Origin of the sequence: Streptosporangium brasiliense (genome assembly GCF_030811595.1) — a bacterium.
Taxonomy (GTDB): domain Bacteria; phylum Actinomycetota; class Actinomycetes; order Streptosporangiales; family Streptosporangiaceae; genus Streptosporangium; species Streptosporangium brasiliense.
In genome coordinates this window covers 3,159,051-3,177,488 of record NZ_JAUSRB010000002.1, presented here as the reverse complement: position 1 = coordinate 3,177,488, position 18,438 = coordinate 3,159,051, and the positions used below count along the sequence as shown (strand labels likewise).

The following is an 18,438-nucleotide window of genomic DNA, read 5'->3' as shown; positions in this document are numbered from 1 at the left end:
CCCAAAGCGCGGTAACACTCAATCTCTTTTCGGCGTCAGTTCGCCAGCCGGAGCACCTCGGCCGTTTTCAGACCGGCCAGCACGGCGCCCGGGAGCGCCAGCTTCGAGTGGCGGACGCCACTGCCGATCACGACTCCCGGGTGGGCCGCCACGGCCTCGTCCACGAGCACCGGCCACTCCTCGGGCAGCCCCAGCGGGGTGATCCCGCCGTACTCCATCCCGGTCAGGCCGACCGCGTCGTCCTGCGGCGCGAACGAGATCTTCCGCGCGTCCAGATGACGCCGGACCACCCCGTTGACGTCCGCCCTCATCGTGGCGAGCACCAGGCAGGCGGCGTAGCGGACCTCCCCGGCCCGCTTGGCCGCCACGATGACGCAGTTGGCCGACTCCTCGAGCCCCACGCCGTAGCGCTCGCAGAAGGCCGCCGTGTCCGCCAGCGCCGGATCGATCTCCGCCACCTCGACCCCGTCGAGCCCCGCCACCGCCCGCGCCACCGGCTCCGCCAGCAGGTCCGGCCGCGCGGCGGCCCCCACCCAGTCAAGTGTCCCGATCGCCATCGTCGTCTCCTTCAGGGTCGTGCCTGATTGCCCGCTCCAGAGACTGTACGGCCGCGCGGCGGGCTCAGGAGGAGGTCTGGAGGACCCGCCGGTGGAGTTCGGTGACGGCCTTCCTGGCTGACTCCATGGCCCCGGCCTGCCAGGCGATCAGATGGGTGAGCCAGTCGCCGGCGAAGTAGACCCGGCCGGCCGGGCGCTGCAGGAGGGTGAAGGCCCCCTGGTGGGAGGGCCAGTAGACCCAGCCGCCCTCGATGTGCGGCTGGCGCTGCCAGGCGATCGAGACACTGGAGCGGAGCTCGGTGCGGTATTTCTCACCGTGGATCTTCTTGCCCTGGGTGAGCGCGCGGCTGCGGCGGTCGCGGTGGGACAGCTCGCCGTACAGGTGGGCGTTCTCCTCGGTGTTGTAGTAGCCGACGACCAGGCCGCTGCCGGAGTGGTAGCCGTGGGAGGGGTACCAGATGTGGGTGATGTCCAGGTCGGTCTCGGTGATCCCGCCGTAGATGCGGTCGTCGATCTCCCACCAGCGCCTGCCGTACTCCAGGCCGATCTTGCCGGCGGCGACCGGGACGGGGGTGCGGAGCGCGGCGGTGATCGGGGCGCCCAGGTTGTGCGGGAGGCGGGCGAGCAGGTGGGGCGGGAGGGTGGCGACGCAGTAGTCGGCACGGATCGTGCCGCCCTGGTAGGCGACCTCGACGCCGTCGGGCAGGTTCTTGAGACCGGTGACCCGGGCGCCCGTCTTGATCCGGTCGCGGCCGACCGCCCGGACGAGGGCGGTCACGATCGCGTCCATCCCTCCCACCGGCTGGAACATGGGCATGGCCTGCTCGTAGCCGAAGTCCATCGTCAGCGCCCGGCCCGTGCCGGCGGCGAGCACGTCGCTCAGGGAGGGCGGCGCGCCGACCGGGACGCCACCGGTGACCCCGGGGTAGGTCTCGAAGCCGCGGCGGGTGGAGCCCCGGTAGGTCAGGTCGGGGCCGATGTCGCCGAAGCGCCGCAGGAACTCCGCCAGCCGCTCGCGGTCGTCCTTGGTGAGGCGGCGGTTCAGCGCGCCGGCGTCGGTCGCCTTGGCCAGCAGCTCCGCGACGTATCCGTAGAGATCGGCGCGGGCGGTGCGCGCCCGGGCCGGGGCGGTCATGCCGCGCGTGTAGACATATGCCGAGGCGTTGTTGTTGACGAACGTCTCGATCGGCACGCCCAGCTCTCGGCAGTAGTCCATGGTGACCATCCACTGCGCGATCCGCCCGGGCCCGGCGTTGAAGTAGGTCCCCTCGCCGAACTCCGCCGTCTGGGTCTCGCCGTCCTTCTCGGTCAGCCGGTCCCCGGCGCGCAGCGTCAGGTTCCTGCCGCCCACCCGGTCGGCGGCCTCCAGGACCGTGCAGTCGTATCCGGCCTTGCCCAGCTCGTAGGCACAGGTCAGCCCGGCGACCCCGGCCCCGAGGACCACCACCTTCGCCGCGCCCCGGCCGCGCAGGGCGAAGTCGGAGGGCTGCGGGGGGACGAACGCCTTCTCCTGGGCGTCGGGGGCCAGGCCCAGCGCCCCCATGGCAGCGAACATGGCCCCGGCGCCGCCGGCCGCGCCCACACCGAGCAGCAGCGCCCTGCGGGTCATCGCAGTGGAATCACTCATGACGTGTCAGCCGTAGACGCCGCTGCCGCAGGCGATCTGGCCGCCGATCATGGAGAAGATGCCCATCAACGCCATGATCTGGGAGAAGTCGCCGGTGGTGAACTCGGTGTGGCGGGGGCCGGCCGATCTCACGCCGGGGATGAGCGCGCATCCGGCGGCGATCGCGGTGGAGTTCCACTCCACGCCCAGGGTGAACGGGGGCTCGGGGGCGCAGGGACGGAAGTCCGCGACCCGGTTGAGCGCGCGGGCGGCGGCCTCGCGGATGCGGGCCTGGGCGACGGCCGGCGGCAGGAGCTCGGCGGAGAACTTGTCGACGCCCTTCTTGACCGCGACGGTCTCGACGTCGCCGAGCAGCTCGCGGGCCTCCTCGCAGACGGCCTCGTCCCCCGTCACCAGGGCCACCGGCACGCCGAGCGACCCGGCGAACGACGCCACCAGCCGGGTCTCGCCGCAGACCTCGCCGTTGAGGTAGACGTTCTGGATCTCCTTGCCCATCCAGGTGTGGTTGAGGACTCCGTGCTGGACCCCGGCCCGCGCGTGGTATCCGGCGAAGCAGGCCGCCCGGTAGCTCGCGTCGAGCCCCTGTCCCATCCGCAGCGGCTTGCCCGGCCCCCGGATCAGCGTGGCCCGCTCGTCGAGCAGGTCGATCCTTAGGTTCTTGACCGACCCGTGCGCGTCGTTGACGCGCACGGCCTCGGCCCCGGCGTCGAAGGCGCCCTGGATGACCGCGTTGGCGTCGCCGGTCATCAGCTCGCAGCCGCGCTCGTAGCCCCGGCCTCCGGCGTGCATCTCCTCGGGGTCCGTCAACCCCGTGACACCTTCCATGTCCACCGAGAGGTAGACCTTCACGACATCCCCCATGTCTCGACGCGGCGTGCCTCGTCGTCGCTCATGAACCCGACCTCTTCGGCGATGAAGTCACGGACCTGCTCCCGCCACGGCTCGGGGATCTCCTCGATCGCGGGCGGATAGCAGCGCTCCAGCCAGGACGTCGACGCCTCGGTCGCGCCCAGGAACTCCGCGGCCCTGCCGAAGACCGTGTCCTCGACACCGGGCACCCGCGCGCAGCCGTACTCGATCATCTCCTGCCCGCCGTACGGCGGGGGCTCCTGCCACTTGCGCGCGACCGGGCGGCCCGGGGTGACGGTGGTGCGCAGCGGGCGGCGTTCGACGGCGGCCTGGATGAGCTCCTTGTACAGGCACTTGCCGCAGGTGCCGCAGGGACCGTCCACCCCGCGCAGGCACCAGCGGACCTGCTCGCGCAGGTCCGACTCCAGGGCCAGGCGCATGGTGACGGCCTCGCTCACCCCGCCCACCGGGAGCACGATGTGCACGCCCGCCGCGGCGAAGGCCCGGCCCCAGGCGCCGTGCGGGGACCACATCGGGTTGTCGGGGGTGTAGCGGAGCAGGTAGCGGTCCCCGCCCAGCCAGCGCGAGCCCAGCTCGTAACCGAAGGCCAGCCCGCCCAGGTCGAGCTCGTCGGCCAGCAGCAGCGCCCCGGCGGCCACCGCGTGGTGCTCGGGGTAGCCGGGCCGGGGCTCGGCGAGCGTGAACTCCAGGTCGGAACGGACGACGGTGAGCTCGCGGCCGGTCCGCGCCGCCAGCGAGGCCAGGACGTCGGCGCGGTAGTGGGTCCAGCGGTTGGGCACGCGCGGGTGGGAGACCCGCTGGAAGTGGACGAACGGCGCGTCGGGCAGCATCGCGGCCACCGCCGCGGAGTCGGCGCCGCCGCTGTAGGAGATCGCCAGTCTGCCGCCGGAGCGCGCCGCCCCGCCGACGGGCCCCGCCTCGATCCCCCAGCCCGACCGGATCGCCGCGGCGAACTCCGGCGAGACCGGCCGGTCGAAGACGATCGCGCGCCGGGTCCACGGCGCGACGACGGTCCACGCGGCCAGGGCCGACAGGTCGGGGTGGACGTCGTACGGCTCGCGCGGCAGCTCGACCCGGAAGGAGTTGGTGGCCAGCTTCAGCGGCTGGCCGTCGGCGCAGAACCCGGTGATGGCGTCCTCGGGATCGAGCCGGAAGGTGAGATGCCAGACGCCGCCGTCCGCGGCCCAGGTCGCCCTCATGCGCCGCTCCCGGAGGATCCGTCGGCACGGCTCCCGGAGGACCGGTCCGCGCCGGTCCCGGCGAGACGGTCCAGGGCGCCACCGGAGGACCGGTCCGCGCCGGGGGGCGCGGCCACGCCGGCCGCGCCCGCGGCGGGCGGGCCGCCCGGGAGGCGGTCCACGGCCTGCCAGAGCAGCACCTCGTTCTGGAGCACCCGGTCCATCGCGACCGCGGTCTCCTGGGCCAGCCGGTGAGCGTCGTCCCAGCGGCGGGCCCGGGCCTCCTCGACCCCGGCCTTGGCCACCTGCGCCCGGAGCCTGTCGATCTCGGCCCGCAGCGCGGTCACCTCCCGGCTCAGCGTCTGGACCTCCCAGAGCGCGTCCCTGATGTCCTGGCGGTGATCGGCCAGGGAGATGTATCGGGAGTCGAACCAGCCGCGCACCGCGCGCCGTAGGCGGGCAGGCACCAGAGCGTGCTTCACTGACCGAACCATAGTCTGGAACGATACCGGCAAAGCCTGATCTACCCCGAGGGTCCTGCCGACATCGGCACCGCCCGGACCGGTGCCCGCGCCGTCTCGCCCGGGAACGCCTCAGCGGCCGGTGAACTTGGCCTGGGACTTCTCCGCGAAGGCGCGCATGCCGGCCTTGGCGTCATCGGTGGCGAACAGGGCCGAGAACTGCAGGCGCTCGATCTCCAGGCCGCTGTCCAGGTCGACCTCCAGGCCGCGGTCGACGGCCTGCTTGGCGGCGCGCAGGGCCAGGGCGGGGCCGCCGGCGAACCTGGCGGCGTAGGCCAGCGCCTCGGTGTAGACGTCGGCGTCGGGGACGACCCTGTCGACCAGCCCGATCTCCAGTGCCTCGGCGGCGGGCACGTGGCGGCCGGTGAAGATGAGGTCCTTGGCCCTGGCGGGGCCGACCAGGCGGGGCAGCCGCTGGGTGCCGCCCGCCCCGGGGATGATGCCCAGCAGGATCTCCGGCTGGCCGAGCTTGGCCGACTCGCCGGCGATCCGGATGTCGGCGCACAGGGCCAGCTCGCAGCCGCCGCCCAGGGCGTAGCCGGTCACGGCGGCGATGACCGGCTTGCCGATCTCCGCCACGGCGGTGAAGCAGCTCTGCAGCACCGCGGAGTGCGCCGACATGTCCGCGTAGGACATGTCGGCCATCTCCTTGATGTCGGCGCCCGCCGCGAAGACCCGCTCCCCGCCGTAGAGGACGACGGCGTAGACGCCGGGGTCGGCGTCCACCTGCCGGGCGCAGGCCGCGATCTCCTCCTGCACCTGCCGGTTGAGCGCGTTCATCTTCGGCCGGTCCAGCCTGATCGTCGCGATCCCCTCGGCCGTCTCCACCCGCACGAACTCACCCATGGCCGTCCCTCCGCCGAAAATTCCGTCACCCCAACATAGAGGCGCGGCCTAGTTGGCGGGCAGTGCCAGGCTCATGGGTTCCTCCGCGGGGCCGGCGGGGCCGGCGATCACCCGGCGATAGACCTTCTCGTACTCCTCCGTCATCACCTCGACGTCGAAGCGGCCCGCGACGTGGGCCCGGCAGGCGTGCGGATCGAGCCCGCCGGCCGCCTCGACGGCCTCGGGCAGCTCCCCGGCGTCGCCGCGGACGAACCCGGTGACCCCGTCCACCACCACTTCGGGCACGGCCCCCCGGCCGAGCGCGACCACGGGCGTCCCGCAGGCCATGGCCTCGATCATGACCATGCCGAACGGCTCCTCCCACAGGACCGGGAAGAGCAGGCAGCGGGCCGCCGCCAGCAGCTCGCGCTTGCCGACGGCGTCGGCCTCGCCGATGTACTCGGCGTCGGCGCCGAGCCGGGGCCTGACCTGCTCATCGAAGTAGTGGTGCTCCACCTGCTCGGTGAGCTTGCCGGCCAGCAGGATACGCCGCCCGGCCGCGCGGGCGGCGTCGATGGCCAGGTGCGCGCCCTTGTCCCCGTTGAACCGGCCGAGCCACAGCACCCAGTCCTCCTTGTCCTCCCGGAAGGGGAAGGAGGACGTCTCGACGGCGTTGTGGACGGTCCCGGCCCAGTTCAGGTCCGGGGCGGACCGCCGCTGGGCATCGGAGATGCCGACCATCGACACGGTCTCGCCGAGCGCCCGGTAATACTCGCCGAACTCGCCCTCCACGTCGTAGTGGCAGGTCACCACGGTCGGCACGGGCCGCGTGTCGGCGGTCAGCGGCCCCGCCAGCGAGTGGTCGTGGACGATGTCGGCGTCGAGCCCGGCGACGAGGGCCTGCGCCCTGGCCGCGTGCAGCACCTCGGGCATCGCCTCGCCGATCCGCTCGGAGGGCGGCGTGTCGCAGGTGGCCAGGAAACGCGCGGACGTCCCCGGCCGGCCGGCCCCGATCAAGGTGACGTCGTGCCCGCGCCGGGACAGCCCGGCGACCAGCTCGGCGATCATCGACTCGATGCCCCCGTAACCGTGGGGCGGTACGTCGTACCACGGCGGGGCGATCATCACGATGCGCAGCCCGTCGGGCCATTCCGAAAAACCTGTCTCAGAGATCATGCCAACCTCGCCTACGGCCTTCCGGCCGGTCAGAAGCATCCGGATTCAACTGATCGAGCTACCGGGGGCGGGGGGGTTGGGGAGGGGGCGTCAGGGGACGTGATGGAGGACCGCCGTCGTGGGATGGCGTGGTTCACGGTGCACGGTGATCCCCTCGGGCAGGCCGGTGACGGAGATCTCGCCGCCGGCGACCTCGACGTCGATCCGGGTGCCCGCGATCGGGATCCCGGTGATCCGCAGGTTGTCCAGCCCGACGGGGGCCAGCCAGATGTGGCCGTAGGGGATCCACGGGTCGAACCGGAGCAGGCAGCGGACGAGCTGGATGGGGGTGGCGGCGGCCCAGGCCTGCGGGGAGCAGGAGGTGGGGAAGGGCACCGGCCAGGCGAAGTCGTCCCGACTGAAGCCGCAGAACAGCTCCGGAAGCTGCCAGCCGAAGACCTCGGCCGCGTCCAGCAGGCCGAACGCGATCCGCTGCGCCTCCTCGGCGAAGCCGTACCGCATCAGGCCCGCGGCGATGATGGCGTTGTCGTGCGGCCAGACCGAGCCGTTGTGGTAGCTCATCGGGTTGTAGGCGCCCATGGTGGAGGCCAGCGTGCGCACGCCGTACCCGGTGAACATCTCCGGGGAGAGCAGGTGCCCAGCGACGGAGGCCGCCCTGTCCTCGTCGATGATGCCGGTCCACAGGCAGTGCCCCATGTTGGAGGCGAGGCTGTCTACGGGACGTCCCGCGGCGTCGAGTCCGATGGCGTAGTAGCCCCGGTCCGGCAGCCAGAACCGCTCGTTGAACGCCTCCCGGAGCAGCGTCGCGCGGTCGCTCCAGTGCTTCTTGAGGACCTGGTCGCCGACCTCCTGGGCGAAGTGGGCGCGCGCGTTGTAGGCGGCGTAGACGTATCCCTGGACCTCGGCCAGGGCGATGGGCGGGCGGGCCAGGGTGCCGTCGGCGAAGTTGACGCCGTCGACGGAGTCCTTCCAGCCCTGGTTGAGCAGGCCGTGGTCGGTCTTGCGGCGGTAGAACAGGAAGGGGTCGGCCGACTTGGTGATCCATTCGAGGGCGGCGTCGGCGCTCGGCAGCAGCTCGTCGACCGCCTCCTGGTGCACGCCCCACCGGCGCAGCTCGCCCAGGAGCATCACGAACAGCGGGGTGGAGTCGACCGAGCCGTAGTAGGCGAGGCCGCCGTCCGCCGAGACGCCCGGCTGCGCGCCGAAGCGGAGCTCGTGCAGGATCTTGCCGGGCTCCTCCTCGGTGAGCGGGTCGTCGATCCTGCCCTGCAGCCGGGCCAGCCGCCGCACGGTGCCGAGCGCCAGGGACTGGTCCAGCGGGAGCGCCATCCACGAGGTCAGCAGCGAGTCGCGGCCGAACAGGGTCATGTACCACGGCGCGCCCGCGGCGATGCTCGGCGGCTCGTCGGGCCGGTCGGGCTCGAACAGCCGCAGCGACCCCAGATCCTCCCTGGAGCGGCGCAGGACCTGGGCGAGGGCGCGGTCGGGGGTGCTGACGGAGGGGCTCAGACGCCTCCAGTCGGCGCGGCGCCTGGCCGGTTCGGCGTGCTCCACCGGATGGCGGGTGGAGAACCAGGCGGGCGACTCCTCACCCTCCAGGATCGGGTTGACCTGGAGGCTGACGGTCCATTCGCCCCGGGCCGGGACGACGGTCCGGAAGATGAGCATGCCCGGGACGGCGAACGGCACCGGGTCGGCCACCACCCTGGCCCCGCGCGAGCGGCTGGTGGAGAAGACCAGCAGCCCCGCCCTGTCGGGGGTCATCTCCACGTCGGGCACGTAACGGATCCGGCCGGCCTTCACCTCGAACAGGTCCGCCACGTCGGAGCTGAGGTGGATGTCGACCACGCATCCGGCCGGCTCGTCGGACAGGTTGCGCAGGGTCAGGTCCTCGCGGAGGCCCCCGCCGACGTAGCGGTCCCTGACCACCAGCAGCGTGCTCTCCGCGCGTCCCGGCCGCGGCCCCGCCCGGCCGATGAACGTCGCGTGGTACGGCTCGCCCGTGAGCACCCGGAGGGCCTCCACCGGCACGTCGTCCACCCTCAGCTCCCAGCGCGACAGCAGCCGGGTGTCGGCGTGGTAGACGCCCTGCGCCCCTCCTTGCAGGATGTCGCCGCTGCGCGTGCACACGCAGAAGGACCCGCCTTCGACCAGCGTCACCGTGGTGTCGCCCAGCGCGCCGGGCTGGCCTTCGAACGTCCATCCGTTCACTGTCGTCTCCGGGCTGTGAGTGAGGTCTCGGCTCTGTAGCCATTCCCACCCCGGGAGGCGGACAATACTTCGCGCGCGCCCGGAACCGCCCGCGTGGATCGATGAAATCGCTGGTCACAGCCCTGCGCGAGGCACGGCCGGCCCGCGGGCGTCAGGGGCGGCCGCGGTGGGCGCGGCCGGCCCGCGGGCGACGGGGTCAGCCGCGGTAGGCGCCGGCGCGCGCCGCGGCCGCGGCCGCCTCGGCGGCGCGGTCGGCGAACGCCTCGTCGAGGGGGCCGCCGCTGGCCAGCAGCCGGTAGTACAGGGGGGCGGAGACGGCGCGGATCACCTCCTGCGCGTCGGTGCCCGGGGGCAGCTCGCCGCGGGCCACGGCCTGCTCGACGCAGACGGCCCACTCCTCGACGCGGGTCTCGTAGAAGCGGTGCAGGGCCTCGGCCGTGCGCTCGTCACAGGTGGCGGCGGCGATCACGGCCTTGAAGAGGGCGCCCTGGCGCGGGTCGGTCAGCGTGCGCTGGACGAGGCGGGCGTTGGCCTTCAGGTCGCCGATGAGCGAGCCGGTGTCGGTGCGCGGCAGCGACTGCTCGGCCATGTCCACCAGCAGGTCGGCCACCAGGCCGGTGGTGGTGCCCCAACGGCGGTAGACCGTCGTCTTGCCGACGTCCGCGCGGCGTGCGATGTCGGCGAGGTCGAGATGGGCGAAGCCCCGCTCCGCGAGGCAGTCCCCGGCTGCCCGCAGGACCGCCTCCCGCACCCGGGCCGTCCTGCCGCCGGGCCGTACGGTCCCCGGCTCCGCGCCTTCAACGGTCATAACGGTTCTCCAGTTCCATTTACATGCCCATCGGTGCTATGGTCATCTCATCTTAACGGAACCACAGCCCCGTTAGAACTTCCCCTTTCTCAGGAGGGACTCCCATGTCCGTGCTCGATCACGCTCCACACGCCCCGGAGGCCGGACCGGCGTCCGCGGCCGACCAGCGGCAGAAGACCCGCATGACAGGGCGGCAGAAGCTGGTGCTGACCCTGCTCCTCGGGGCCCAGTTCATGATCGCGGTGGACTTCTCCATCCTGAACGTGGCACTGCCCGTCGTCGGCGCCGGCCTCGGCTTCGCCCTGTCGGACCTGCAGTGGATCGCCACCGCCTTCGCCCTGGCCGCGGCCGGCTTCACCCTGCTGTTCGGCCGGGTGGCCGACCTGTTCGGCCGCAAGCGCCTGTTCCTGGGCGGCATGGCCGTGCTCGGCCTGGCCTCCGTCCTCGGCGGCCTGGCCACCTCGCCCGAGATGCTGCTGGCCGCCCGCGTGCTGCAGGGCCTGGCCACCGCGGCCGTCACCCCGGCCGGGCTCTCCCTGCTGACCACCGCCTTCAAGGAGGGGCCGCTACGGGAGAGGGCCCTGGGCCTGAACGGCGCGCTCATGTCCGCGGGCTTCACCGCCGGCGCCATCCTCGGCGGCCTGCTCACCGACCTGCTCTCATGGCGCTGGGCGTTCTTCGTCAACGTGCCGGTCGCGGCCCTGGTCCTGGCCCTCGCCCCGTCCGTCATCACCGACTCCCGCCCCGCCGAGCGCCCCAAGCTGGACGTCCCCGGCGCGATCGCCGTCACCGGCGGCCTGCTCGCCCTGGTCTACGGCCTCACCCAGGCCGGTGAGGGCGGCTGGACCGCCCCTGCCACCCTGGCCGCGCTGGCCGCCGGCGCCGTGCTGCTGGTCGGCTTCTGGTTCATCGAGAAGCGTTCGGCCGCCCCGCTCGTCCCCGTCCGCATCATGAAGCGCCGCAGCGTGATCTGGGGCAACACCACAGGTCTGATCGCCTTCGTCACCGAGACCTCGCTGGTCTTCCTGCTCACCCTCTACCTGCAGGAGGTGCTGGGCTACTCCCCGCTGGCCACCGGGCTCGCCTTCGGCGTCCTGGGTGCCGGCACCGTCATCGGCGGCACCCTGGGCGGCAAGGCCGTCGGCCGGTTCGGCAACCGCACCACCATCGTCACCGGCGGCGCCGTCCAGGCCGCCGCCACCCTCGCCCTGGTCGCGCTGGGCACCTCCGGCACCTGGATCTGGCTGCTGCTGGCCGCCACCTTCATCGGCGGCGTCGGCAACATGCTGATGATCGTCGGCTTCATGGTCACCGCCACCTCCGGCCTGCCCGACTCCGAGCAGGGGCTGGCCACCGGCCTGGCCACGATGACCCAGCAGGTCGGCATCACCATGGGCATCCCGATCATGAGCGCCATCGCCACCGCCCGCATGACCGCCCTGGGCACCACCGGCCCCGACGCCGTCCTGTCCGGTGTCAGCCTCGCCGTCCTGGTCAACTCCGCCCTGGTCCTGGCCGGCGCGCTGCTCGCCGGAGCCTTCCTCTCCCCCCGCCGTGACAGGCGCGCGGCGGTCAAGTGACCCGCCCCGGGACGTACCGGCCCCCCGGCGCCGCCGGGGGGCGCTGGTGGCCGGTCACCCTGCCCGGCCCCGGCCACGACGTGCCCGCCCGGGTCTACCGGCCCGGGCACGCCCCGCACGGCTGGCTGGTGTGGGCCCACGGCGGTAGCTGGCGCGCCGGGTCGGCGGCCGGCTGGCACGCCGCCACCGCCGACCTCGCCCACGCCGCCGGGGCCACCGTCGTCAGCGTCGACTACCGGCTGGCCCCCGCCCACCGCCACCCCGCCGCCCTCACCGACCTGCTGGCCGCCATGGACTGGGCCCAGGAGCACGGCGCCGGCCCGGTCGCGGTCGGCGGTGACAGCGCCGGAGCCACCCTGGCCGCCTCCGCCGCCCTCGTCTGGCGCGACCGACACCGGCCGCTCGCCGCGCAGGTCCTGGCCTACCCGCCGATCGACCCCGGCTGCCACGCCCCCTCCTATCACCGCCGCCCCCACGCCTTCCCCGGCCCGGCCGAGCTGGCGGCGGCCTGGCGCGACTACCGCGGCGGCGCCGGACGCCATCCGGCCGCCACCGCCCCCACCCCGCTCTACAGCACCCCGGCCGAGGCCACCGACCTCACCGGGGCGGCTCCCGCCGTCCTCGCCGTCGGCACCCTCGATCCCGTGGCCGACGACGTGCTCGCCTACGCCTGCCGCCTGCGTGCCGCCGGGACCCCCACCCGCCTCCTCCGGTTCCCCGGCGGCCGGCACGGCGCCTTCCTCACCGACCCCGCTTTCCGTCACCGGCTCGGCACCGCCTACGCCGCCGTCCACTCCCGGGAGACCACATGACCACCGGCGTCCCCGACCACGCCGCGGCGCTCCTGCGCCACTTCGCCGACCTCCGCGACGGCACCCACGGCCACGCCGCTTCCCGCCAGGGCAAGGAGCGGCACTTCCGCGAGGCCGTCGCCCTCCTCGACCCGTACGCCCGCCAGGCGCTCGGCGAGATCGACTCCGGGCTGCTCCTGGGCACCGGCGAGATCATCGCCACCGGCGTACGCCGCACGGCCGACGGCGGGCTTGACGCCGTCTGGGCCCTGGCCTGGCCCGAGCAGCGCGCCGCCGGCATCGAGCCGATCGTCCTGCACGCCTTCTACGGCGCCGGATTCCACCACCCGCACCTGCAGGGCGGCACCGTCGGCCAGTGGCCCATGAACGTCTTCACCCCCGGCGAGGCAGCCGCCGAGCTGCCCACCCTGCGCGCCATCGCCACCGCGGACCTGCACAACCTCGTCTTCCAGCGTGACCACCGCATCATCCCCGCCACCGTGCGGGAGGCCGACCGGTGACCTCGCGCGCGCCCGCCGCCGCGGGACGGGCGGCCGGTGGCGCCGCCGCGGGGTGGACGGCCGGTGGCGCCCGCCGCGGTCACCGGCGCCGCCCGCCCCGGGCCCCGGCCACCCGCTGGGGACGGTCCGTCGCAGGATCTCCTAGGCTGTTCGACGGAGGTCGATCACATGAGCGCACGGCCAGAATCGGACGGCCCGCCCAGCTCCGCCCGGGCCCGTGGCCTGACCCACGTCCACCCGGCGGACGTCTCCCTGCAGGCCGCGCTGGACGCGGTCGCCGACCCGGTGCGCCGGGCGATCCTGCGCGAGCTGGCCGGGGAGCCCGACTGGGCGCGTGCCTGCGGCACCTTCGACCTGCCGGTCAGCAAGGCGACCCGCAGCCACCACTTCACCGTGCTGCGCCAGGCCGGCCTGCTCGAACAGCGCGACGCCGGGCCTCGCCGGGTCAACCGGCTGCGCCGGCCGGAGTTCGACGAGGCCTTCCCCGGCCTGCTGGAGCTCGTGCTGAGGGAGCCGCCGGCGGCGCCGTAGGCAATCGTTCGGCCAGTTCTCCGGCTTTCCGCGGGAAGCCGGCACGGCATTCTGCGATCCTCAGGCGTCCGTCGCGGAGCCGCCGCCGGAGGCCGTCGCCGAGGTGCCCGCGCGGAGCCGCTCCCCGGGCGGCCGCCTGACCGGCGGCCCGGCGCCCATCGCGAGGGGAGCGGTCCGGCGCCCGGCGTGAGGAGATCCGCGCGCATCCATGACGGTTCACCCCCTGCCGGACCCGCATGGTGAAGAAACTCTTCTCCAACTGTCACAAATATGAAGAAACTTATTGACATCGCGATCTTAACTTCGCAGTCTGACTTGCATCGGATCCCCCAGCCGAGGAGCACCCCCATGCAACGATCCGCACCGCTCCGCATGGCGGCCGCAGCCGTCATGGCCGTCGGCGGTCTTGCCCTCATACAGCCGGCGTCGGCCGCCCAGGCGGCCCCCGACGACCGGCAGGCGGCCTTCACCGAGGCCGCCAAGGCCTACGACGTCCCCGAGAGCATCCTGCTCGGCGTGTCCTACCTGGAGTCACGCTGGGACGCCAACGCGGGCCGGCCGAGCAACTCCGCGGGCTTCGGCCCCATGCACCTCACCGACGCCGCCGCGCTCGTCACCGAGGGCGCCGCCGAGCACCACGGCCAGGGCGAGGAGGACCCCCGCGGCGACGAGAGCCGGCCGCGCACGGTCACCGGGAAGGCCCCGGCCCCGGCTGAGATCCCCACCTCGCTCAAGACCCTGGAGAAGGCCGCCGAGCTCACCGGCGCGAGCCGCGAGCAGCTCCGCGCCGACCCGGCCGTGAACATCCGCGGCGGCGCGGCTCTGCTGGCCGACTACCAGAAGCAGCTCGGCGCGCCGCTCAGCGCCGACCCCGCAGAGTGGTACGGCGCGGTGGCCCGCTACTCGGGCGCGGAGGAGGCCGAGGCGGCCAAGTTCTTCGCCGACGAGGTGTACACCACGATCCAGAGCGGCGCCGAGCGGGTCACCGACGACGGGCAGAGGGTCGGCCTGGCCGCGGTACCCGGCCTGAAGAAGTTCGAGAAGTGGCTGGACAAGCTCGGGCTGCACCGGCCGCGCCGGGACGGCGTCGAGTGCCCGCCCACGGTCTCCTGCGAGTGGGTCCCGGCGCCCTACCAGGCCCTGCCGGACGACGACTACGGCAACCACGACCTGTCCGACCGGCCGCGGAACCAGAAGGTCGACTACATCGTCATCCACGACATGGAGGGCTACTTCGCCCCCTCCCTGAAGCTGGTGCAGGACCCCACCTACGTGAGCTGGCACTACTCGCTGCGCTCCAGCGACGGTCACATCGCCCAGCACGTCAAGACCAAGGACGTCGCCTGGCACGCCGGCAACTGGTACGTCAACGCCAAGTCGATCGGCCTGGAGCACGAGGGCTTCCTCGGCGAGGGCGGCGCCTGGTACACCGAGGCGATGTACCGCACCTCGGCCAAGCTGGTGCGCTACCTGGCCCTGCGGCACGGCGTCCCGCTGGACCGCGCGCACATCATCGGCCACGACAACGTGCCGGGTACCCTGCCGAGCACCGTGCGCGGCATGCACGAGGACCCGGGCCCCTTCTGGAACTGGGCGCACTACTTCGACCTGCTCGGCAAGCCGCTGCACGGCTCGGGCGGCCCGAAGGCGGAGTCGGTCATGATCCTGCCCGACTACGACAAGAACCAGCCCTACTACTACGGCTGCGACCGCAAGAACCCCACGGCCGACTGCGCGCCGCACGGCTCGTCGTCGATCTGGCTGCGCACCGAGCCCCGCCAGGACGCCCCGCTGGTCAAGGACATCGGCAAGCACCCGACCGGTGACTCGCTCTACAGCGTCTACGACCACAGCGCCCGCGCCAACACCGGCCAGCGCTACGCCGTGTCCGAGCGCCAGGGCGACTGGACGGCGATCTGGTATCTCGGCCAGAAGGCCTGGTTCCACAACCCCGCCGCCCAGCCCACCGCGGTCCCCTCGCGCGGCCTGGTGGTGACGCCCAAGCCGGGCCTGGCCAGTGTCCCGGTGTACGGCAGGGCCTATCCGGAGCCGGAGGCCTACCCGGCGAACGTGCCGGTCCAGGCGATCACACCGCTGCAGTACACCTTCTCCGCCGGCCAGCGCTACACCCTCGGCCTCGCCACCCAGGGCGAGTATTACCGGGCGGTGACCTTCGACGCCTCCCAGCACGTGGTGGTCCGCGGGAAGCTGAAGTACTACCAGATCCAGTTCGGCCACCGCGTGATGTTCGTCAAGGCCGACGACGTCGTGGTCTCCGTCGCCTGAGCGTCCCGGGACGGCTCGGCGGGACCGCGGGCCGGCCGGGGGACTTCCGCTCCCCCGGCCGGCCCGCCGGTCTCAGCCGGCCGGTCCCCGGCTCAGCGCAGGGTGCCGTTGGTCATGCCCGCCGGCTCCTCCGGAACGGCCACCAGACCCAGCTCGGAGGGGGCGGCCACGAGAGGGTGGTCGGGGACGACCCGGACGGTGTAGCCGAAGGACCCGGTGCGGTCCAGCGGGATGGTGCCGCTGAAGACCGCCTTGCCGTCGTCGCCGTCCGCCTCCAGCGTCAGGTCCGTGTAGGCCGGGCCGACCAGCTCGTCATGGAGCCCGACCAGGCCGTAGGCGGCCTGGACCCGGATGTCCTGGGGTTGCAGCTCACCCAGGGCGATGGTCGCCCGCAGCTCCAGGGCCGCCCCCACCTCGGGGGCGTCGCCCAGGTTCGCGGCCTCCACGTGCTCGACCCGGATCCCCGGCCACGCCTGGCTCACCCGCAGCTTCCACGCGGCGAAGCTCTTGGCCGGCTCGTAGCCGTCGGTCACCAGGGCACGCGCCGACCTGGCCGCCGGGGTGTAGAGGTCGACCACGTAGTCGCGGAGCATCCGGCCGGCCAGGACCTTGGGGCCGAGGGAGGTCAGGGTGTGCCGGACCATCTCCAGCCAGCGCAGCGGCAGGCCGTCGGAGGCGCGGTCGTAGAACCGGTCGGCCACCTCGTGCTCGATCAGGTCGTAGAGCGCGCCGGCCTCCAGCTCGTCACGGCGGTCGGGGTCGGCGACACCGTCGGCGGTGGGGATGGCCCAGCCGTTGGTGCCGTCGTACCACTCGTCCCACCATCCGTCGCGGATGGACAGGTTGAGCCCGCCGTTCAGCGCGGCTTTCATCCCGGAGGTGCCGCTCGCCTCCAGCGGCCGGATCGGGTTGTTCATCCACACGTCGGAGCCCTGGACGAGCAGCTGCCCCAGGGCCATGTCGTAGTCGGGCAGGAAGACGATGCGGTGCCGCACGTCCTCCCGGTCGGCGAACTTCACGATCTGCTGGATGAGCTTCTTGCCGCCCTCGTCGGCGGGGTGGGCCTTGCCCGCGATCACGATCTGGACCGGCTTGTCCCGATCGAGCAGCAGCCCGCGCAGCCGCTCGGGATCGCTCAGCATCAGGGTGAGCCGCTTGTAGGAGGGGACCCGGCGGGCGAAGCCGATGGTCAGCACGTCGGGGTCGAGGGCGTCGTCGATCCAGCCGAGCTCGGCGCGGGAGGCGCCCCGGTCGATCCAGGAGCGGCGCAGCCGCTCGCGCGCGGCCTCGACCAGCCGCCCGCGCAGCTGCCCGCGGATCCTCCAGATGTCGGCGTCGGAGATCTTGTTGACGCCCTCCCAGCCCTGGGCCCGCTCGACCAGCGTGGGCAGCTCCCTGCCCGCCAGCTCCATGATCTCGCGGCCGACCCAGCTGGGCGCGTGCACGCCGTTGGTGATCGAGCCGATCGGGATCTCCTCGGCGTCGAAGCCCGGCCACAGCCCCTGGAACATCTCCCGGCTGACCGCGCCGTGCAGCTCCGAGACCCCGTTGACCCGCTGGGCCAGCCGCATGCCCATCGCGGCCATGTTGAACTTGCCCGGCTCCTCCTCGGCGCCGAGCGCCAGGATGCGCTCCACCGGGACCGTGGGCCACGCGTTGTCACCGCCGAACTGGCGGGCGATCATCTCGGCCGGGAAGCGGTCGATCCCCGCGGGGACGGGTGTGTGGGTGGTGAAGACCGTCCCGGCGCGGACCGCCTCCAGGGCCTCCTCGAAGGAGAGCCTGCTCTCGGTCAGCTCGCGGATGCGCTCCAGGCCCAGGAAGCCCGCGTGCCCCTCGTTGGTGTGGAACACCTCGGGCTCGGGATGGCCGCTCACCCGGCAGTAGGCCCGGATGGCGCGGACGCCCCCGACGCCCAGCAGCAGCTCCTGCAGCAGCCGGTGGTCGGTGCCCCCGCCGTACAGGCGGTCGGTGACGTCACGGGCGGCGGTGTCGTTCTCGGCCACGTCGGAGTCGAGCAGCAGCAGCGGGACCCGCCCCACCTGGGCCACCCAGATCTGGGCGTGCAGGACGCGCCCCTCGGGCAGGCCGAGGGCGATCCGCACCGGCGTGCCGTCCTCCTCCTTCAGGAGGGTCAGCGGCAGTCCGCCGGGGTCGAGGGACGGATAGTGCTCCAGCTGCCAGCCCTCGGGCGACAGGGACTGGGTGAAGTAGCCGTGCCGGTACAGCAGGCCGACCGCCAGGATCGGCACGCCGAGGTCGCTGGCGGTCTTCAGGTGGTCACCGGCGAGGATGCCCAGCCCACCGGAGTATTGCGGCAGGGCCGCGGCGATGCCGTACTCGGGCGAGAAGTAGGCGATGGCCCGGGGCGCGTCGGGGATGGTCTGGTACCACCTCGGCGCGGTCATGTATTCGCGGAGGTCGTCCGCCGCGTCGGCGACCCGTCTCAGGAAACGGCGGTCGGCGGCCAGCTCGCGGAGCCGGCCCGCGTCGACCGCGCCGAGCAGGGCGACGGGGTCGTGGCCTACGCGCTCCCAGACGACCGGATCGACCTCGGCGAACAGGTCGATCGTCTCGGGATGCCATGACCAGCGCAGATTGTGCACAAGCTCGCCGAGGGAGGCCAGCTCCGGAGGAAGGACGGTGCGGACGGTGAACCTGCGGATTGCTCTCACGCTGCCAGACCCTAGTTACTCAGCGCCACGAGGGCGACCTAAACACTCACGCGTCTCCCCCTCACCGCTATCAATCACCCCCAAACACATCAAAGCCGGGTTGATCATGTCTTCGGGCAACTCGCCGGAGAGTGAAAGGTCCCGCACTCTTCCGCCTACACGCATGAAGATGGACTATTGGGGCAACGCATCTATGGGCCGCAATACTCCGCCTCCCGGAACCGGCCATCCACGCGGAGGCGGGACGTAGTCCTGCCCCGAGGCCGGTCGCGGGACATTTG

15 protein-coding genes are annotated in these 18,438 nt (G+C 72.9%); 5 read left to right on the top strand and 10 right to left on the bottom strand.

The annotated features are described in order from the left end of the window. Positions 1-35: 35 nt before the first annotated feature. The 9 genes from J2S55_RS23285 to J2S55_RS23245 all read right to left on the bottom strand — a co-directional run bounded on the left by J2S55_RS23285 (position 36) and on the right by J2S55_RS23245 (position 9,773). Complete coding sequence (locus J2S55_RS23285; RefSeq protein ID WP_306864745.1) at positions 36-557, bottom strand: YbaK/EbsC family protein; 522 nt, start codon at positions 555-557, stop codon at positions 36-38. Between the two features lie 64 nt (positions 558-621). Beyond that, positions 622-2,184, bottom strand: coding sequence for a flavin monoamine oxidase family protein (locus J2S55_RS23280; protein ID WP_306864743.1), 1,563 nt, complete (start codon positions 2,182-2,184; stop codon positions 622-624). A gap of 6 nt (positions 2,185-2,190) precedes the next feature. Continuing rightward, positions 2,191-3,045: a M55 family metallopeptidase gene (locus J2S55_RS23275; RefSeq protein ID WP_306864740.1), complete on the bottom strand. Its 855-nt coding sequence runs from the start codon at positions 3,043-3,045 to the stop codon at positions 2,191-2,193. Then, a complete protein-coding gene (locus tag J2S55_RS23270) occupies positions 3,030-4,253 on the bottom strand; it encodes a DUF6395 domain-containing protein (protein WP_306864737.1) in 1,224 nt (407 codons plus the stop codon). The genes J2S55_RS23275 and J2S55_RS23270 overlap by 16 nt, the downstream gene beginning before the upstream one ends. Further along, positions 4,250-4,714, bottom strand: coding sequence for a hypothetical protein (locus J2S55_RS23265; RefSeq protein WP_306864734.1), 465 nt, complete (start codon positions 4,712-4,714; stop codon positions 4,250-4,252). The genes J2S55_RS23270 and J2S55_RS23265 overlap by 4 nt, the downstream gene beginning before the upstream one ends. Before the next feature lie 111 nt (positions 4,715-4,825). Continuing rightward, the gene (locus J2S55_RS23260) at positions 4,826-5,599 is read right to left on the bottom strand and encodes an enoyl-CoA hydratase/isomerase family protein (protein ID WP_306864731.1); all 774 of its coding nucleotides are present in this window, start codon (positions 5,597-5,599) and stop codon (positions 4,826-4,828) included. A gap of 48 nt (positions 5,600-5,647) precedes the next feature. After that, the gene (locus J2S55_RS23255) at positions 5,648-6,754 is read right to left on the bottom strand and encodes a glycosyltransferase family 4 protein (protein WP_306864728.1); all 1,107 of its coding nucleotides are present in this window, start codon (positions 6,752-6,754) and stop codon (positions 5,648-5,650) included. Between the two features lie 90 nt (positions 6,755-6,844). Beyond that, positions 6,845-8,965, bottom strand: coding sequence for an amylo-alpha-1,6-glucosidase (locus J2S55_RS23250; RefSeq protein ID WP_306864725.1), 2,121 nt, complete (start codon positions 8,963-8,965; stop codon positions 6,845-6,847). A 196-nt stretch (positions 8,966-9,161) separates the two neighbouring features. Then, entirely contained in the window at positions 9,162-9,773 is a 612-nt protein-coding gene (locus J2S55_RS23245; RefSeq protein WP_306864722.1) for a TetR/AcrR family transcriptional regulator, read from the bottom strand. A 104-nt stretch (positions 9,774-9,877) separates the two neighbouring features. On the opposite strand from J2S55_RS23245, the gene J2S55_RS23240 reads away from it, so the two are divergent. The 5 genes from J2S55_RS23240 (at position 9,878) to J2S55_RS23220 (ending at position 15,482) form a co-directional block, all read left to right on the top strand. Next, positions 9,878-11,353: an MFS transporter gene (locus J2S55_RS23240; protein ID WP_306864720.1), complete on the top strand. Its 1,476-nt coding sequence runs from the start codon at positions 9,878-9,880 to the stop codon at positions 11,351-11,353. Continuing rightward, complete coding sequence (locus J2S55_RS23235) at positions 11,350-12,165, top strand: alpha/beta hydrolase fold domain-containing protein (protein WP_306864717.1); 816 nt, start codon at positions 11,350-11,352, stop codon at positions 12,163-12,165. The genes J2S55_RS23240 and J2S55_RS23235 overlap by 4 nt, the downstream gene beginning before the upstream one ends. Continuing rightward, complete coding sequence (locus J2S55_RS23230) at positions 12,162-12,665, top strand: hypothetical protein (RefSeq protein WP_306864715.1); 504 nt, start codon at positions 12,162-12,164, stop codon at positions 12,663-12,665. The genes J2S55_RS23235 and J2S55_RS23230 overlap by 4 nt, the downstream gene beginning before the upstream one ends. A gap of 168 nt (positions 12,666-12,833) precedes the next feature. Further along, complete coding sequence (locus tag J2S55_RS23225; protein WP_306864713.1) at positions 12,834-13,196, top strand: ArsR/SmtB family transcription factor; 363 nt, start codon at positions 12,834-12,836, stop codon at positions 13,194-13,196. Positions 13,197-13,544: 348 nt separating this feature from the next. Beyond that, positions 13,545-15,482: an N-acetylmuramoyl-L-alanine amidase gene (locus tag J2S55_RS23220; RefSeq protein WP_306864711.1), complete on the top strand. Its 1,938-nt coding sequence runs from the start codon at positions 13,545-13,547 to the stop codon at positions 15,480-15,482. A gap of 92 nt (positions 15,483-15,574) precedes the next feature. Here J2S55_RS23220 and glgP read toward each other — a convergent pair whose 3' ends face one another. Next, positions 15,575-18,157 carry an alpha-glucan family phosphorylase gene (gene glgP / locus J2S55_RS23215; protein WP_306864709.1) on the bottom strand — a complete coding sequence of 861 codons (2,583 nt, stop codon included), beginning with the start codon at positions 18,155-18,157 and terminating at the stop codon, positions 15,575-15,577. Between the last annotated feature and the right edge of the window lie 281 nt (positions 18,158-18,438).

Coding starts and splice junctions, on each gene's coding strand:
- J2S55_RS23230 (WP_306864715.1), top strand. CDS start 12,162: ATGACCACCGGCGTCCCCGACCACGCCGCGGCGCTCCTGCGCCACTTC.
- J2S55_RS23285 (WP_306864745.1), bottom strand. CDS start 557: ATGGCGATCGGGACACTTGACTGGGTGGGGGCCGCCGCGCGGCCGGAC.
- J2S55_RS23280 (WP_306864743.1), bottom strand. CDS start 2,184: ATGAGTGATTCCACTGCGATGACCCGCAGGGCGCTGCTGCTCGGTGTG.
- J2S55_RS23275 (WP_306864740.1), bottom strand. CDS start 3,045: ATGGGGGATGTCGTGAAGGTCTACCTCTCGGTGGACATGGAAGGTGTC.
- J2S55_RS23220 (WP_306864711.1), top strand. CDS start 13,545: ATGCAACGATCCGCACCGCTCCGCATGGCGGCCGCAGCCGTCATGGCC.
- J2S55_RS23225 (WP_306864713.1), top strand. CDS start 12,834: ATGAGCGCACGGCCAGAATCGGACGGCCCGCCCAGCTCCGCCCGGGCC.
- J2S55_RS23240 (WP_306864720.1), top strand. CDS start 9,878: ATGTCCGTGCTCGATCACGCTCCACACGCCCCGGAGGCCGGACCGGCG.
- J2S55_RS23255 (WP_306864728.1), bottom strand. CDS start 6,754: ATGATCTCTGAGACAGGTTTTTCGGAATGGCCCGACGGGCTGCGCATC.
- J2S55_RS23270 (WP_306864737.1), bottom strand. CDS start 4,253: ATGAGGGCGACCTGGGCCGCGGACGGCGGCGTCTGGCATCTCACCTTC.
- J2S55_RS23245 (WP_306864722.1), bottom strand. CDS start 9,773: ATGACCGTTGAAGGCGCGGAGCCGGGGACCGTACGGCCCGGCGGCAGG.
- J2S55_RS23260 (WP_306864731.1), bottom strand. CDS start 5,599: ATGGGTGAGTTCGTGCGGGTGGAGACGGCCGAGGGGATCGCGACGATC.